The organism is Streptomyces sp. XH2 (genome assembly GCF_049725035.1).
Classification (GTDB): domain Bacteria; phylum Actinomycetota; class Actinomycetes; order Streptomycetales; family Streptomycetaceae; genus Streptomyces; species Streptomyces roseoverticillatus.
In genome coordinates, this window is record NZ_JBMMMZ010000005.1 from 220,783 (window position 1) to 237,429 (window position 16,647).

The following is a 16,647-nucleotide window of genomic DNA, read 5'->3' on the forward strand; positions in this document are numbered from 1 at the left end:
CGCGCAGCGTCGGCTGCTCGTAGAAGAGCGTCTTCGGGACGTCGTCGCCGTACACGGCGGAAAGCTCCTTGTTCAACTGCACCACCATGATCGAGTCGAGTCCCAGGGCGCCCAGCGACGCGTCGGCGTCGACGGTGCCGGGAGCGGATTTGGTGACGCGGGCGAAGAGGCCGACGAGGAGGCGGAGGGTGTCCCGCACGGAGGCGGCCGGGGCCGCCTCCTCGGTGTTCTCCTCGGTCGTGCGCCACGCCGCGGCGGCCGGGGCCGGTTCACGGCCGGGCACCCGCGCCGTGTCGCCGTGGTGCACCCACACCCGGTCGCCGCCGAGGCGCCACGCGTCCAGAAGGGCGGCGACGCCGTCGGCCGACTCCATGGGCACCAGGCCGCGGTCGCGCCGGAGGGCGGCGCGCGCGGCGTCGTCGACGGCCATCCCGCCGTCCTTCCACAGCGGCCAGGCCACGGACAGCGTCCGCCCGGACCGCTCCCCCGCCGCGACACGCGCGGTGCGCAGCGCGGCGAACTCGTCCAGGAACGCGTTGGCCGTGGCGTACGCCCCCTGGCCGCGGTTGCCGGTGACGGCGGCGCCGGACGAGAAGGTGAGGAAGAACTCCAGCGGCGCCGCCTCCGTGGCCCGGTCGAGGTGGACCGTTCCGGCGACCTTCGGCGCGAGGACCTCGGCCCACTCCTCCGGGGTCTGCCGCGTCAGCGCGGCGTCGCGGAGTACCCCGGCGGAGTGCACGATGCCGTGGATCGCGCCGGAGTCCTCGCCGATCCGGGCGACCAGATGGCGCACCTCCTCCCAGCGGGAGACGTCGGCCCGCTCATAGCGTGCCTCGGCGCCAGCGGCCCGCAGCTCGCCCAGGAGCGCGTCGACGCGCCCGTCCCGTGGCCGTCGTCCGGCGAGGACGAGGACCGGCCGGGCGACGTCGCGGGCGATCCGGCGCGCGACGACGGCGCCGATGCCGCCCGCCCCGCCCGTGATCAGGTAGACGCTGCCCGCGCGCCAGGGCGTGTCCGCCGCGCCCGCGCGGAGCGACGCCGGGGTCCAGTCGCGTACGGCGCGTTCGCCGTCGTGGTAACGGACGACGGCGTCCTCGTGGGCGCTCCGCGCGTTCTCCGCGACGAGTGCGGCGACGGTGCCGCCCGTGGGGGTGCCGTCGAGGGCGAGGAGCTGACCGGCGATCCGGGGGTGCTCCAGGGTCAGGGTGCGCAGGAAGCCGGCGAGGGCCGTACCGGCGGTGTCGTCTCCCGGCGGCGTGACGATCTGGACGAGCGCCGTGCCGTGGCGCTCCTCGGCGAGCAGGTCGCGTACGGCCTCGAAGACCTGCCGCGAGACGTCCGTGAAGCGACTGTCGAGCCGCTGCGCCGTCGTGGTGACGGCAACGCAGCTGACGCCGGGGAGGCTCCGCTCGACGTCCGGCCGTGCCGGGGCGAGCGCGCCGCAGAGGATCACGACGCGGTGGTCGTACGGGCGCCCGTCCGCGCCGCCCGTTGCGGTGTCCGTGGGCTTCGGCGTCCAGGCCGGGACGAGGAGCACGGTCCCGGTGGTGGCGGTGTCCGCCGCCCGGTCGCCGGCCGCGGTCCCGGCAGTGCCGTTCCGCGGCGCGACGGGCCGCGCGGGCCCGCTGTCACGACCTCGGTCGGGACGCGCGCCGGTCCGGACCGGCGCGGAAAGAGCCTCCGTGCCGGCGGGCACGGCCCCGGCGGACACCGGCGGCCGCGCCGTGCCGGCGGCTGCCGGGGCTGCCGGGTTCCCCGGTGCTTCCCCGGTCACCGGGGCCCCCATCACCTCGGTCGCCCCGGTCGCTTCGGGGATCCAGTGGCGCTCGTACGCGAACGGGTACACCGGTAGATGGGCCCGTTTCGGCGGCCGTGTCCCGTACAGGGCGCGCCAGTCGACGGCCGCGCCTGCGGCCCAGCGGCTCAGGAGCCCTCTGAGGTCTCCGCCCGCCGTGGTGCCGCGCCACGCGTCCGGTACGGCGACCTGCGCGGTGGGGCCCCCGTCATGGGCGGCCCGGCCCCGTGCGCCGCCCGGAGCCTGCCCGTCACCGGCGAGGAACTCCCGCAGCCTGGCGGCGAGTTCATCGAGCGAGGTGACGACCCAGCCGGCGCGTTCGGCCATGGCCACGCGCCCGGTCTGCAGGGTCCACGCGATCGAGTGGAGCCCGGCGGGCCCGTCCGTCTTCTCCAGGTACGCGAGGAGGTCGCGGGCGCGCTCGTGGAGCTGCTCGCTCGTGCGGGCCGACAGCGGGATCAGCGCCTCCGCGCCGTCCGCGTGTACGGCCCGCCGGCCGGTCCCGTGGGTGGCATCCACTCTCTCGTGCTCCTCGTGTGTCTCGTCACCCTGGCGGGCACCGTTCTCCTCGTACTCCTCGACGACGACGTGGCAGTTCGCGCCGCCGAAGCCGAAGCTGCTCACGCCGGCCCGGCGCGGGGCGGGCGCGCCCTCGCGGTCGCGGGGCCGCCGCCACGGCTCCGGTTCGCGGACGATGCGGAAGGGTCCGCCGTCGAGCTCGATGTACGGGTTGATCTCGTGGCAGTTGAGCGTGGCGGGGAGGACGCGGTGCCGCAGGGCCAGCAGGACCTTCAGCAGGCCGGCGATGCCCGCCGCCGCCTCCAGGTGGCCGATGTTCGTCTTCACCGAGCCGAGCCCGCACGTGCCCCGGCCGGTGGCTCCCAGCCGGCGGAACGCGGTGGTGAGCGCGCGCACCTCGACCGGGTCGCCGAGGGCGGTGCCGGTGCCGTGGGCCTCGACGTAGCCGACGGTTCCGGGGTCGACGGCGCCCATGGCGGTGGTGATCAGCTCGGCCTGGGCGTCGGCGCTGGGCGCGGTCAGCGAGTTGGCGCGCCCGCCGTGGTTCTCGGCACTGCCGACGAGCACGCCCAGGACGGCGTCGCCGTCCCGCTCGGCCGCGGCGAGCGGCTTCAGGACGACGGCGCCGACGCCCTCGCCCCGCACGTAGCCGTCCGCGTCGCTCGCGAAGGTCTTGCACCGGCCGTCGGGGCTCAGCATCCCGGCGCGGTGAGCGCTCACGAACGTGTCGACGCTCAGGAGGAGGTTCACACCGCCGGCGATGGCGGCGTCGCAGGCTCCCGAGCGGATGGCCTCCATCGCGCGGTGGACGGCGACGAGCGAGCTCGAACAGGCGGTGTCCACCGGCTCGCTCGGGCCCCGCACGTCAAGGACGTACGAGATCCGGTTGGCGAGCATCGAGTGCGCGTTGCCGGTCGAGGTGAAGGCGTCCGGCGCGACGCCGTGCGTGGTGAGCAGCGTCGCGTAGTCGTTCCCCGAGACGCCGAGGAAGACTCCGGTGTTCTTCGGCAGGGCGGCGGGGGTGTACGCGCTGTGCTCGACGGCGTTCCAGACCGTCTCCAGGGCCAGGCGGTGCTGCGGGTCCATCAGCTCGGCCTCGCGCGGGTAGATCCGGAAGAACCCCGCGTCGAACCCGTCGGCGCCGTCGAGGACACCCGCACGCTTCGGGAAATCGGCGTCCGCGACGACCCGGGCGTAGGCCGCGCCGTAGCGGTGGGCGGGGAAGTCCGTGACGGAGTCCTTCCCTTCGGCCAGGTTCGCCCAGTACGTGTCGAGGTCGGGCGCCCCGGGGAAGCGACCGGCCGCGCCGACGACCGCGATGAGCATCGGAGCGCCCGGGGCCGGGGCTTGGGGCCGGAGCCGGGTCCGGGCGGCGGTGGTACGGGGGGCGTCGTCCACCGGGAGCGACCGGGTGTACGCCTCGCGGAGGGGCTCCTCGAACTCCTGGGCGAGGTGGCGGCCCAGTGCGTCGAGCGTCCGCAGGTCGAAGAAGGCCGCGGGGCTCAGGGTGACCCCGAAGCGCTCGCGCACCCGCTGGGAGAAGGTGACGAGCGAGATCGAGTCGAAGCCGAAGGCGTCGAAGGCCGTGCGGTCGTCCAGCTCGCCGGGGGCGAACTTCAGGATGCCGGAGGCGATTTGGCGCAGCTCGGCGACGGCGAACGCGACGACGCCGGTGCCGGATTCCGCGCCCTCGGTGCGCGGGGGCTCCGTGGCGGGCCGGGTCGTCCGAAGGGGCCCGGGCCGCTCCTGCTGCGTCATGTCCGCTTTCTCTCGTGGCGCTCCGCCGGCAGCGCACCGCACTCCCGTGAGCTCCCCGACGGCCCGGCCGTCGCGGTCCAGCAGCCGTACGCGGCCGCGGAGGCCACCGGCCCCGGGCTCCGGCTCGAAGAGCGCGTACGCCACGTCGGCGGGGGCGCCGGAGACCCGGATCTCCTCGATCCCGTACGGGGCGGTCCATTCCCAGCGCGGCGCGTGCGCGCGCTTCGCCACGAGCCGGAGGCCCTGGGCGACGGCGGTGAGGACGTGCGGCGCGAGGGTGACGTGGCGTGCGCTGTGGTCCTGCCGGAGCCCCGGCACGGTGAGCGCGAGGACCAGCCTGCCGTCGTGCAGCCAGTACGCGCCCCGGACGCCGGAGTACAGCGGATCGTGCTCCAGGCCGCCTTCGGCGAGCTCCGCGAGGAACTCGTCGCGGGTCAGGGCGCGTACGGCGTCCCGTTCGAGCGCGTCGACCGGGAGGTCCTGCCGCCGGTTCGTCCGCGCGGCGCCCGGGTGGACGTCGAACTCCGCGACGGTGACGCGCGCGCCGGTCGTGTCCTCGGCGGTCACGACGCCGGAGGCCGCTTCGGCTCCTGTGACGGCGAACGTCGTGATCAGGCGGGCGGTGGACGCCCACGGGACCGGGCCGGGCAGCCGGAGGCCGCGGACGACCGGTGCGGTGGCGAACCCGGAGGCCTTGGCCGCGGCCAGGGCGAGGTCGGCGGCGAAGGTCGGGGCGACGGCGCGTTCCCCCTCGTGCCGGTGGCCGTAGTCGAGGAGGTCGTCGAGGCGCACGTCGAGGACGTAGCGCAGGCCGCCGACGTCGGACGCGTTGCGGCCGAGGAAGGGGTGGAGCTTCTCGCGGAGCGCGAGCGGCGCGGTCACGGACGGCGCCTCCGGCTCCTCCTCCGCCCAGCAGCGCACCCGCTCGAAGGGGTAGGCCGGCAAGGAGACCCGCCGGGGCGGGCGGGGGCCGGTCAGCTCGCTCCAGTCGACGCTCTTCCCGCTCAGCCACGCCGTCGCGAGCGCGCGGGCCGTGGCCGCGCGCGGGTCGTGGCTCGCGAGCGCGGCGCCGGTGTCACGGTCGCCCGTGAGGTAGCGGTCGACGGCCGCGAGCGCCGCGCGCCGGTCCCCGGCGAGGAACGCCCAGCGGCGCGGCAGTTCGTTCTTGCCCACGCGGAGGGTGTGCGCGATCGACGGCAGCCCGTCCTCGGGCGCGCCGGCCAGGTGGGCGCGGAAGCGGGTGAGACAGGCGGCGAGGGCGGCGTCGGTCATCGCCGAGAAGACGAAGAGCTGCTCGCGGCCGTCGTGGTCGTACGGCTCCTCCGGGGTGCCTCGGTACTCCTCCAGGATGATGTGCGAGTTCATCCCGCCCGCGCCGATCGAGGTGAGGCCGGCGCGCCGGGGGTGGACGGTCTCGCGCCCGCCGTCCGTCGTGACGGCCGGTTTCCAGTCGGCGAGTTCGCGCTGGACGCGGAAGGGGGTGTCCGCGAAGGCGATGTCGGGGTTGAGCTCGGCGCTGTGCAGGGACGGCGCGAGCTTGCCTTCCCGCAGCTGGAGGACCACCTTGGCGAAGCCGATCATGCCGGCGGCCGCCAGGAGGTGGCCCGCGTTCGACTTGACCGAGCCGAGGGCGCAGAACCCGGTGTCCCGGGTGTGCTTCCCGAAGGCGGTGGTCAGCGCCTTGACCTCGATGGGGTCGCCGAGCGAGGTGCCCGAGCCGTGGCCCTCGACGTAGCTGATCGTCCGGGCGTCGACCCCGGCGTCGTCCAGCGCCTTCTCGACGGCACGCGCCTGCATGTGCGGGTTGGGGACGGTGAAGCCGTTGCGCACGCCCGCGTTGCTGAGGGCGGTCCCCTTGATGACAGCGTGGATGTGGTCGCCGTCGCGCTCGGCGTCGGCCAGCGGCTTCAGCACGACGGCGCCGACGCCCTCCCCGAGGATCGTCCCGTCGGCCCCGAGGCCGAAGCTGCGGATGACGTCGGAGGTCGCCGTGGTGAAGTGCTCCTGCGAGGAGGTGATGAGGTTGTACGGGTGCAGGAGGAGGTTGACGCCGCCGGCGACGGCCATCCGGCACTCGCCCGCCCGCAGCATCTGCACGGCCTGGTGGACGCAGGTCGAGGACGCCGAGCACATGGTGTCCAGGAAGATGGACGGTCCCGTGAGCCCGTAGAAGTACGACAGCATGTTGGGGAGCGTCCCCGTGTAGCTGCCGGTCGCCGGGGACCCTCGGGTGAGGCTGTTCTGGAAGCCGTAGAGGTTGTAGTGGTTGCTCATCGTCCCGGCGAGGACGGCGACGTCGCCCTGGTACTGGCGCTGGATCGTCTCCCGGGAGTAGCCCGCGTCCTCCAGGGCCTCGACCCCGGCCTGGAGGAAGAGGCGGACCTCCGGCGACATCCGCTCCGCCTCCCGCTTGGAGACGCGGAAGTAGCGGGGGTCGAACATGTCGATGTCGCGCAGGAACGTCCCGGTGCGGATGGCGCTCTTGCCGGGGGCGGAGCGGTCGGGGCTGTACACGGCGTCGTGGTTCCAGCGGTCGCGCGGGACCTCCTCGAAGGTATGGCGGCCCTCTTCGAGGAGCGCCCAGAGTTCGTCGAGGGTGTCGGCGCCGGGGTATCTGCCGGAGATGCCGATGACGGCGATGTCGTGCCGGTCGCCACGTGCCGCCGCGGGGGCGGGCGCGGGTTCGGAAACGGACGCGAGGGCGGGGGCGGGCGCGGGCGCGGGCGCGGCTACGGGGGCGGCCTGCGCCGTCTCCCGGGTGCCGGGGGCCGTGCCCAGGACGGTTTCCAGCCGCTCGCGGTGCGCTTCCACGAAGTGGCCCGCGACACCCTCGATGTTCACGTACTCGAAGAAGAGGGTCTTCGAGAGCCGGCCGAAGCGCTCTTCGAGGCGGGCGGTCATCTCCAGGATGCTGAGGGAGTCGATCCCGTACTCGATCAGGTTGGCCGTGGCCTCCATCGTGGCGGGGTCGCGGTGGATGACCTCGCCGAGGAGGTCCTTCAGGAACTCCTCGGCCCGTCCCCGGAGCGCGCCGTCGTCCGGGGCCGCGGACTCGGCGGGGGCGGCGGCGACGGGCTCCGGGGGCGGGCCCGCCGGCAGGTGGGCGAGGGCCGGGTCGGTCCCGTAGGCGACGACGACGTGGTTCGGCGCGTCGTCCAGGACGCGGCCGAGGACCCTGAGGCCCTCCTCCGTCGGAAGGGGCTCCCAGCCGCGCTCCCTGCGCATCGACTCGCGCGTCACGTCGTCGGCGGTCATCCCGCCGTCCGCCCAGAGCGGCCAGCTCACGGCGGCCGTCCGGCCCGTGCGCTCCCCGGCGTCGACGAGTGCCTGCCGGTGCTGCGCGAAGGCGTCGAGGAAGGCGTTCGCCGCCGCGTAGTCTGCTTGCCCGGGGTTGCCGTAGACGCCGGCGACGGAGGAGAAGACGACGAAGAAGTCGAGCGCGAGGGCGCGCGTGGCGGCGTCGAGGTGGAGGACGCCGCGCACCTTCGGATCCAGCACCGCGGGGAGGTCCGCCGCGTCCTTCCGGAGCACGTAGGCGTCGCGCAGGACCCCGGCGGCGTGGATGATCCCGTCGAGCGACCCGTGCTCGCGGGTGATGCCGAGGACGGCGCGTGCGACGTCGTCGGCGCTGCCGGTGTCGGCGGGGAGGTAATGGGCGTCGGCGCCCGCCGCCCGCAGTGCGGCGAGGGCCTCCTCGCTCGCGGGGCCGGCGGGCGAGCGGCCGCTGAGGACGACGGTCACGCCGGGGCGCCGGGCGAAGTAGCGGGTGACGTGGCGGCCGAGGCCGCCGAGGCCGCCCGTCACCCAGTACACGCCGCCTTCCTTCAGCGGCGGGACCTCGGGCCCCGCGCCGAGCGCCACGTCGACGGGGCGCCACGCCTGTCGCGTGCCGTCGGCCGTGTGCCGGATCTCGGTGGCGGGATCCCGGTCGGCGGCCTCGGCGCGGAGGACGTCCGCGATCCGCCCGGGTGTCATGGCGTCGAGGCCGGCGACGCGGACGACGCGTCCCGAGACCAGGGGGTTCTCCAGGGCCACGGTGGCGAGGAGTCCGGTGAGGGGTGCGTGGAAGTGCCGGGGCACGCGGTCGTCGACGAGGACGGCGAAGCGGTGCGGCGTCCTCGGGCGTGCCGCCAGGACCTGCTGGACGTGTGCGAGGACGAGTCCCAGCGCGGCGTCGACGCCGTCGGCGACGCGGCCGGGCGTGATGCCGGGGAGGTGCGTGAGCGTCAGACCGGGGGTGCCCGTGAGGCCGGGGATCCGGTCCGCGGCCTTTCCGGTGAGGAAGGCGTGCACCGTCTCCGTGCCGGCCTCCGTCCCCGAGGGGGCGGCGGGCACGTCCGTCCACCGGCACGTGGCCGTGACGACGCGCGGCCCGGCGTGCGCCGGGGGCACCGCCTTGGTGGTGTCCGTCCGCTGGACCAGCCCGCGCAGCCGGACGCCGACGACGCCTTCCGCGTCGCAGAGGTCGATGTCGAACGTGGCGGCCGTGCTGCCGCCCGGTCGCCGGCGGACCCAGGCCCAGGTCACCGCCGCGCACGGGCGGTGGATGTCGATCCGCTCCAGGGCGAACGGCATGGTCGGCCCGGCCGGGCCGGGGTCCCGCGCCATGAGGACGAGCGAGGACTGGAAGGCCGCGTCCAGCACGCTCGGGGGCAGGACGAAGCCCTCGTCCGGGCGGTTCTCCCGGGCGGGTGCCTGGATGCGGGCGAGGAGCCGGCCCTCGCCCAGGAGGATCTCGTTCAGGGCGCGCATCGCGGGCCCGTAGTCGAGGCCCTGCCCCTGGAAGGCGGCGTAGGCGTCCTCGGGGGCGTGGGGGGTGCGGCAGGAGGCGCGGAGCGCGCCGAGGTCGAGGGTCTCCGGCTCCTCGGGCGGGAGGAGGTCGGCGGTCCCCCGGGCGTGGACCACGGCCGTCGTGGCGTCGCCGGGGGTGACGGTCACCTCGAACGCGAGCTCCCCGCCCGTTCCCTCGGTCCCGGCCTGTGGCGTCAGGCCGATGTGGACGTCGACGGGCGCGTCACCGGCGACGAGCGGGCGCGTCCAGACGACGTCGCGGAGGCGGACGGCCCGGTGCTCCGGGGTGTGTCCCGTGGCGTCCACGACCGCCGCGCGGGCCATCTCCAGGTAGGCGACGGCGGGCAGGACACGCGCGCCGCCCACCCGGTGTGCGGCGAGGAACGGCTCGTCGCCGGTGAACGTGGAGGTGTACCGCTGTCCGGCGAGGCCGGAGATGTTGCGGTGCAGGAGCGGGTGGAGCACGGCCGGGCCGTGTGCGGGGGCGGCGTCCGGGGTCTTGAACCAGTGGCGCTCGCGGGCGAAGGGGTACGCGGGGAGCCGGACGCGGCGCGGCTTCGCGGCGCCGTCGGCGGCGTGCGGCTCCGGCAGGTCCTCGGCCTCGCCGCGGGCCCAGCGCCCGGCCGTCTCCAGGAGTGCCGTCTCCAGGAGTCCGGACGCGTCCTCGGCGGGCGCGCCTGCGGCCCGTACGGTCGCGCCGGGGTGGGCCGCGGCCCCGGCGAGCGTGCCGGCCAGGAACGCTTCGAGCGCCTCGGTGAGTTCGGGCACGGAGGCGACGACGAACGCGACGCGGGCGGGCATCGGCTCCCGGCCGGTCCGCAGGGTGTACGCGATGTCGGCGAGGTCCTGGGGCTGCCTGAGCGCCTCGGCGGCGTCGCCGGGCCGCGGCGGGCGGAGGTGGGCGAGGAGCCCTTCGGCCACGGCGCGCAGCCGGTCGGGGGTCTTCGCCGAGAGGGGGACGAGGTGCGGCCCCTGGTGGGCGGCCGGCCGCCGCGCGGCGTCCGCCGGGTGTCCCGGGGCTTCCTCCAGCACGACGTGGGCGTTGGTGCCGCCGAAGCCGAAGGAGCTGACGCCCGCACGGCGCGGCGCGGGCCGCCCGTCGGCCGCGGCGGGCGGCTCGGGCCAGGGCTGGGTGCCGCCGACGATGCGGAAGGGGCTGCCGTCGAGCTTGACGAGCTTGTTCTGCACCTCGAAGTTGACGGTCGCGGGGAGCTTCCGGCCGGCGAGGGCACCGATCACCTTGGCCATCCCGGCGACGCCGGCGGCCCCTTCGAGGTGACCGATGTTGGTCTTGACCGAGCCGATGCCGCAGGACTCCGGCTCCGGGCGGGTGCCCTGCGCCTCGTGGAGGGCGTGGAAGGCGCGCTTGAGCGCGATGATCTCGATCGGGTCGCCGACCGGTGTGCCGGGGCCGTGCGCCTCGATGTACGTCACGGTCTCCGGCCGGATGCCGGCGCGGGTGTAGAGCCCTTCGATCAGGTCCGCCTGCGCGGCCGGGCTGGTGACCGTCAGCGAGCTCGTCCGGCCGCCGTGGTTGGTCGCGACGCCCTTGATGACGGCGTGGACCGGGTCGCGGTCCGCGAGCGCCCGCGCCAGGGGCTTCAGGAGCAGCACCGCGCCGCCCTCGCCCCGGACGTAACCGTCGGCGCGCTGGTCGAAGGCCCGGCACTCGCCGGTGCGGGAGAGCATGCTCGCCTGGCTGAAGGCGACGAAGTGCTTCGGCGACCAGCAGAGGTTCACCCCGCCGGCCAGGGCCGTGTCGCAGTCCCCGTTACGCAGGGCCGTGACGGCCTCGTAGACGGACACCAGCGAGCTGGAGCAGGCGGTGTCGTTGGTGATGCTGGGGCCCTGGAGGTCGAGGAAGTACGAGACCCGGTTGGAGATGATCGAGTAGGCGGTGCCGGTGGGGAAGTAGGCGTCGGTGGGTGCCTTCTCGCGTTCCATGAGTTCGGCGTAGTCGGCGTGGCAGACGCCCATGAAGACGCCCGTCCGCGTGCCCGCGAACGCGCTCGCGCGGTATCCGGCGTCCTCGACGGCCCGCCACGCGAGTTCGAGGGCGAACCGCTGCTGCGGGTCCATCGTCTCGGCCTCGCGCGGGGAGATCTGGAAGAAGGAGGCGTCGAACCGGTCGGCGTCCTCGATGAAGCCGCCCCAGATGCTGTTCGTCTTCTCGGCCCCGCGCCGGGGGTCGCCGAAGTACCGCTCCTTCGACCAGCGTCCGGCCGGCACCTCGGAGATGAGCGAACGGCCGGCGACGAGGTGCCGCCAGAGCTCCTCCAGGGTGTCCGCGCCGGGAAGCCGCAGGGCGAGCCCGATGATCGCGATGTCGTCGGTGTGCTCCGGGGCGTTCTGCGGCCGCTCCGGGCTCCCCGGGTCCGCGTGAGGGTTCATCGCATTCATCGCATTCCTCCGGCGCGCGGCAGGGCCCGCCGATTGTCGACGATCGTCCGTATCGTGAGATCGGCCTCCGGTGAGGCCTCCGGCCCTGCCGTTTCCCGCACGAACTGCTGGTCGAGGAGCGCGGTGGAGAGCAGGTACACGAACGCCTGGTCCTCCTTGGTGCTGATCTCCTCGGCGGGGGTGGCCATGACCTTCGCCACGAGCTTCCGGGCGAAGACGGGGTCGACCCAGTCGAGTTTCGCGAGTTCGGTGCCGGAGAGCACCAGGTCCAGGTAGCCGGGCCGCCGGTCCTTGAACACGGCGCTGCCGGGCGCGCGGTAGGGCTGCTTCCGGCGGGCCAGGCTGGAGGCGGGCAGCTCACCGCGGAAGGCCTTCTTGAGGATGGCCTTCTCCTCGGATCCGTCGTCGAAGCGGAGGTTCACCGAGGCGGCGGCCCGCACCACCGCGGGGTCGAGGAACGGGCACCGGTTCTCGACCCCGTGCGCCAGGCCCATGCGCTCCCCCTGGGTGGAGAGGAGATAGCCGGGGAGGAGCGTCTTGTACTCGAGCCACTGCGCCTTCTGGACGGCGCTCAGGCCCGTGTAGCCGGGCGCGGCGCGCACCATGTCCAGGGCGTCGGCGAAGGGGTCGCTCCGGTCCTTCAGCAGGCGGGCGGCGAAGCGGCCGTTCTGATAGCGCAGTTCGTGGGAGAAGAGGCCCGGGAGGCGCTCCGCGGAGAACTGCTGGAAGAGGCCCGCCATGTGCTTCTGGTGCGCGGGCCCGAAGTGGGCGAGCTCGGGGTGGAGGCGCGCGAGCCCCGCCTTGCGCTCCTCGGCGGACAGCTCGTGCCACGCGGCGCGCAGCATCGTCTCGCGGAACAGCGAATAGCCGAGGAACGCCTCGTCGGCTCCCTCGCCGCTCAGGATCGTCTTGATCTCGGAGTCCCGTACGTGCCGGGACAGGAGGTACATCGGGACGAACGCGGTGCGGAAGGACGGGACCTCGGCGTGGCGGACGGCCGCGGGGAAGTGCTCCGCGATGTCGGAGGCGGACACCGTGACGGACGAGTGCCGCGTTCCCAGGTGCGAGGCCACGACCCGCTGGCTGCCGGACTCGTCGAACTCCGCGTTCTCGAACGCGACCGAGAACGTCCGCACCTCGCTGTCGGAGAGGTCCGTCGCCAGCTTCGTGACGATGGAGGAGTCGAGGCCGCCGCTGAGGTAGACACCGACCTCGACGTCACTGCGCAGGCGCATCCCGACGCTCGCGCGCAGCGTCTCGCGGACGTACGCGGCGGCGTCCTCCTCGGTGCCCTCGAACGGCGGGGCGTCGACGGCGAGCTCCTCGTAGGTGCGCAGGGTGCGCCGGCCGTCCCGGACGGTGAGGACGCTGCCCATGGGGAGCTGCCGGACGCCTGCGAAGGGGGTGCGGTCGGGCAGCGGAGTCCACACGGCGAAGACCGAGGCGAGCTCGCGCGGGTCGAGGGTGAAGCGGAAGCCGGGGAAGGCACGGAACGCCTTCATCTCCGACGCGAAGAGGAGGCCGCCGTCGTGCTCGGTGTAGAAGAGCGGGCGCTTGCCGTAGCGGTCGCGGGCCAGGGCGAGGTCGCCGGTGACCGCGTCCCTGATCGCGAAGGCGAAGGCGCCGTTGAAGCGCGTGAGGCACTCCGGCCCCCACTGGATCCAGGCCTGGAGGACGACCTCGGTGTCGCAGTGCGTGCGGAACGGCCGCCCCAGGGCCTGCAGCTCCGCCCGCAGCTCGACGTGGTTGTACAGCTCGCCGTTGAAGGAGATCCAGTGCCGCCCGGCGGGGTCGGACATCGGCTGCGAGCCCGAGGCGAGGTCGACGATCGCCAGCCGGACCGTGCCCATCGCGAAGCCGTCGTCCAGGTAGTAGCCGGCCTCGTCCGGCCCCCGGTGCCGGATGAGCGACAGCATCGAGGCGACGACCCCGGGCATGGCCCCGGGGTCGAAGGACGGCGCGAGGAAGCCGGCTATCCCGCACATGAGGCGTCCCCTTGCCCCGTGCCCTGTCCGGCGAGCTTCCGGGCCACGAAGGCGTCGATGGCGTCGAGCGAGACGAAGACGTCGGTGAGGATCTCCTCGTCGGTGACACCGACCGCGAACGCGTCTTCCAGGAAGCTCATGAGCTGGATGTAGCCGAAGGAGTCCATGACCCCCGCCTTGAAGAGGTCGGTCCCGTCCGTCACCTCGCCCGCGTCACTGCCGAATTCGACGAGGAAGCGGTCCTCGATGAACCGCCGGATCGTGTCTTTTCTGTCCATGTCTTACGTCCTGGTCTCGCGGAGGGGGGTCCGGTCGGCGGACCGCCGGATCTTCTGCACCATGCGGAGGAGGGACCGGCCGCCCACTTCCTCGCATTCCGTCCCGGGGTCGAGGGCCAGCAGGTGGCGGACGCCGTCGGTCCAGCGCACCGGCTCCACGAGCTGCTCGCTCAGCAGTCGGACGACGTCCCCCTTTCCGTAGGGCCGACCCGTCACATTGGCGATCACGGGGGTGTCCGGTTCGCGGAAGGTGAACTCCCGGAGGTAGTTCTCGAACGCGGCCCGCGCGGGCTCCATGTAGCGCGAATGGAACGGCGCGCTGACAGGCAGCGGGGCGAAGCGGACGTCCCGGCGGGCGAACGCCTCGTGGGCGGCGCGGAGCACCTCGGCCGGGGCGGCGACGACGATCTGCGCGTCGGTGTTGAATCCGGCCACGTCGACGCCCTCGACGCCCTCCTCCGCGAGGATCTCCCGCAGCCGGGCGGCCGGCACGTCCATGACCGCGGTCATGCCCCCGCCGGACGCCGCGGCCATCAGCTCCCCGCGCCTCTTGACGAGCCGGAGGCCGGTCTCGAAGTCGAGGACGCCCGCCGCCAGCAGCGCGTTGTACTCCCCCAGGCTGTGCCCGAGGTAGTAATCGGCGCGCCGCTCCTCCCGGTGCTCGCGCTCGAACATCCGCAGGGCGTTGACGGTGTAGAGCGCGGGCTGGGTGTATTCGGTGCGCGAGAGGACGCCGCCGGGGTCCTCGCGGCAGAGGGCCGCGAGGTCGTACCCCAGGAGTTCGCAGGCGAAGTGGGTGAGCCCGGGATAGCGGTCGAAGACGTCCGCGCCCATTCCACGGAACTGCGCACCCTGCCCGGGGAAGAGAATCGCGAACGCCATGGCGCCTCTCAGCTCGATGCCGGCTCCCCGCAGTGCGGTTCGGCCGGCGGGGGATCCGACGTCGATCATGGTGCGGTGGGTCCCATGCGAGAGGCTTGCCGATTGCTTGCCAACTGCTGGTTCGACGGACTCGCAGCGGCCTGTCCGATGTGCCGAGCTCACGTTCTGGAGGGGGTCGGCGAGCCCCTGCTGCCGGCGCTCAGTGACGGCCTTCGGGGCGCGAACGGTGCCACGGCCTCGGCCGGGTCGCGCCGGCTACGGGTCCGGGCCGCCATTTCCTCGAAGCGGTGCGCATCGAGCCGCTCTCGCGGCATCCGCAGAACGTACGCAGGGCTCTGGGTGATCAATTCGACACCGCAGGTGCCCGCGTCGGCGCCGGCCAACGGGGGCCGCAGCTGCGACACATGGCCCTGAATGACACCGCGCGCGCTCGACGGGGCTCTTCTTCCCACAGAGCGGCCGTCAGCTGATCGATCAGCACCGGGCCATTGGGGCGCAGCAGCAGGGCGGCCGGCAGGCTGCGCCGCTGAGGGGCCGAGCGGCAGCACACGGGCCCCGGTGACGGCCGACACCGCTCCGAGCAACCGGAATTCCCTCTGCCCCATGCCTCCCGGTGCGAGGCACGGATTCCGGGGTCCGGCCGCCGCCTCAACGGCGGGATAAGCGGGTGGTGGGCGCCGAGATCAGCGCGACCGGCATGCCCCCCGAGTGCCCGCCCCGTGAGAGGCGGGCACTGTCGTGCTCCATGGCGTCAGGTAAGGGGCCTCTGGTAATCGCCCGTGGCGGACACGGCCTCGAAGGTGCACTCAGCGCTGATCGTCCTGGTACCGCGGGCACCCAGCGACTTCCACTCCGTGGTGTGCTGCACGACCTGCCCCAGGACCCGGCACTCGTAAATCATGCGGACCTGGCTGGCGGATCCCCTCCCCTTGCACGTGACCCATACGGCGGTGTTGGCCCGGTGCCCCTGACAGCTCGGCGGGGTCCAGGCCTTCTCCGTACCGCTCGTTCCGGCTTGCGCGGCGGGGGCGAGGGCGAATCCGGCCGTGGCGAGGGAGAGGGCGGCGACAGCGGTGGCTACGCGTCTGAACACGATGGCTCCTTGTGCCTCAAGTGGAAGATGAGCCTCGGCCCCGGTGCTCCTCGGGGTGGCCCGGGACGAGCTTGTGAGCACCGGCGAAACCGGGTCAATGCCGAGGCTCGTCCCGGACACGGAAACCGTGTCCGGCCTGCTGTCCGGGCTTTGTCCGGGGCCTTCTCCGGACAGGTTGGCCGGTTCGCGGATTGCGGCCCCGGGCGACGCCCGGAACCATTCCGGCATGAGGGGGACGGCCGTACAGCTGTGCAGGGCACGTGACGCAGGCGACTTCACGGACCGCATGCGGCGGCTCAAGGAGCGATCGGGCCTGACCTACCGGGAGCTGGAACAGCGGGCGCAGGCCCGCGGCGAGGTCCTCCCCCGCAGCACCCTCTCGGACGTCCTGCAGGGCCGCTCCCTGCCCCGGCCGGAACTGCTCGTCGCGTTCCTCCACGTGTGCGGGGTGGAGGACGAGCGCGAGATCGGTGCCTGGCTGGAGGCGCGCAGCCGTGCAGAGGGTGCGCCGGGCAGCCGGCGACGCCTCCGGTCCAGGCCGCTGACCGCCGCCGTGGCTGTGATCGCTGCCCTCCTGCTGGCGGCGGGCGGGTGGATGCTGCTGCCCGGCGACGAAGGGGAGGCAGGGACGCCGACCGCGCCCCCGGCGGTACGGGGCTGGGTGGAGATCCGCCCGGCCCGGACGCCCCACCTGTGCCTGACGGAGGGGCGTGACCGCAGCGGGGCGTACGCCAGCGCGATCGCCGCCCAGCGCCCTTGCAAGGAGGCGAAGCCGCCGGCCACCTACCTCAAGCCTGTGCACGACGGCCCCGGCGCCCCGTACTTCATCGAATGGCACCACCCGCAACATGGCCGGGGTTGCCTGACGATCCGACGCAGCGCCCCGGCGAAAGGCATGCTCGAACCATGGAACACGTGCACCCGTTCCAACAAGGACCAGCAGTTCCGCGTAGAGCCTGCCGGCAGCGAGTCGCGCTTCCGCCTGCGCGCGGAGGCCACGTCCCGGTGCATCGGCATCGCCGCCGACGACACCCGCCCGGAGGCGGAAGCCGTCGAGAAGCCGTGCGCCGGCGGACCGGAACAGCAATTCCTGATCGAGAACGTGGCCTGAGCGGTACGGGCGCGGCAAGTTCCGGCCGAGGTCCG

Annotated in this window: 6 protein-coding genes (1 of these 6 only partly in view); 1 reads left to right on the forward strand and 5 read right to left on the reverse strand. The window is 73.9% G+C overall.

Features of this window, described 5'->3' with window-relative positions:
* The 5 genes from ACOTKD_RS12230 to ACOTKD_RS12250 form a co-directional block, all read right to left on the reverse strand.
* Nucleotides 1-11,254, reverse strand: the 5' portion of a protein-coding gene (locus tag ACOTKD_RS12230) for an SDR family NAD(P)-dependent oxidoreductase (protein ID WP_424888923.1). Its footprint begins 9,941 nt before the window's first position; only the first 11,254 of its 21,195 coding nucleotides appear in the window; it begins with the start codon at nt 11,252-11,254; the stop codon falls past the left edge of the window.
* Between the two features lie 5 nt (nt 11,255-11,259).
* A complete protein-coding gene (gene asnB / locus ACOTKD_RS12235) occupies nt 11,260-13,248 on the reverse strand; it encodes an asparagine synthase (glutamine-hydrolyzing) (RefSeq protein WP_424888924.1) in 1,989 nt (662 codons plus the stop codon).
* Entirely contained in the window at nt 13,236-13,526 is a 291-nt protein-coding gene (locus tag ACOTKD_RS12240; protein ID WP_424888925.1) for an acyl carrier protein, read from the reverse strand. The genes asnB and ACOTKD_RS12240 overlap by 13 nt, the downstream gene beginning before the upstream one ends.
* A 3-nt stretch (nt 13,527-13,529) precedes the next feature.
* Complete coding sequence (locus ACOTKD_RS12245; protein ID WP_424888926.1) at nt 13,530-14,477, reverse strand: ACP S-malonyltransferase; 948 nt, start codon at nt 14,475-14,477, stop codon at nt 13,530-13,532.
* Nucleotides 14,478-15,159: 682 nt separating this feature from the next.
* A complete protein-coding gene (locus tag ACOTKD_RS12250; RefSeq protein WP_424888927.1) occupies nt 15,160-15,501 on the reverse strand; it encodes a hypothetical protein in 342 nt (113 codons plus the stop codon).
* Nucleotides 15,502-15,727: 226 nt separating this feature from the next.
* On the opposite strand from ACOTKD_RS12250, the gene ACOTKD_RS12255 reads away from it, so the two are divergent.
* The gene (locus tag ACOTKD_RS12255) at nt 15,728-16,612 is read left to right on the forward strand and encodes a helix-turn-helix domain-containing protein (RefSeq protein WP_424888928.1); all 885 of its coding nucleotides are present in this window, start codon (nt 15,728-15,730) and stop codon (nt 16,610-16,612) included.
* The last annotated feature ends 35 nt before the right edge of the window (nt 16,613-16,647 follow it).

What these genes read in the sequence shown, in the direction of transcription:
- ACOTKD_RS12245 (WP_424888926.1), bottom strand. Translation starts at nt 14,477, where the DNA reads ATGATCGACGTCGGATCCCCCGCCGGCCGAACCGCACTGCGGGGAGCC.
- ACOTKD_RS12240 (WP_424888925.1), bottom strand. Translation starts at nt 13,526, where the DNA reads ATGGACAGAAAAGACACGATCCGGCGGTTCATCGAGGACCGCTTCCTC.
- asnB (WP_424888924.1), bottom strand. Translation starts at nt 13,248, where the DNA reads ATGTGCGGGATAGCCGGCTTCCTCGCGCCGTCCTTCGACCCCGGGGCC.
- ACOTKD_RS12255 (WP_424888928.1), top strand. Translation starts at nt 15,728, where the DNA reads ATGAGGGGGACGGCCGTACAGCTGTGCAGGGCACGTGACGCAGGCGAC.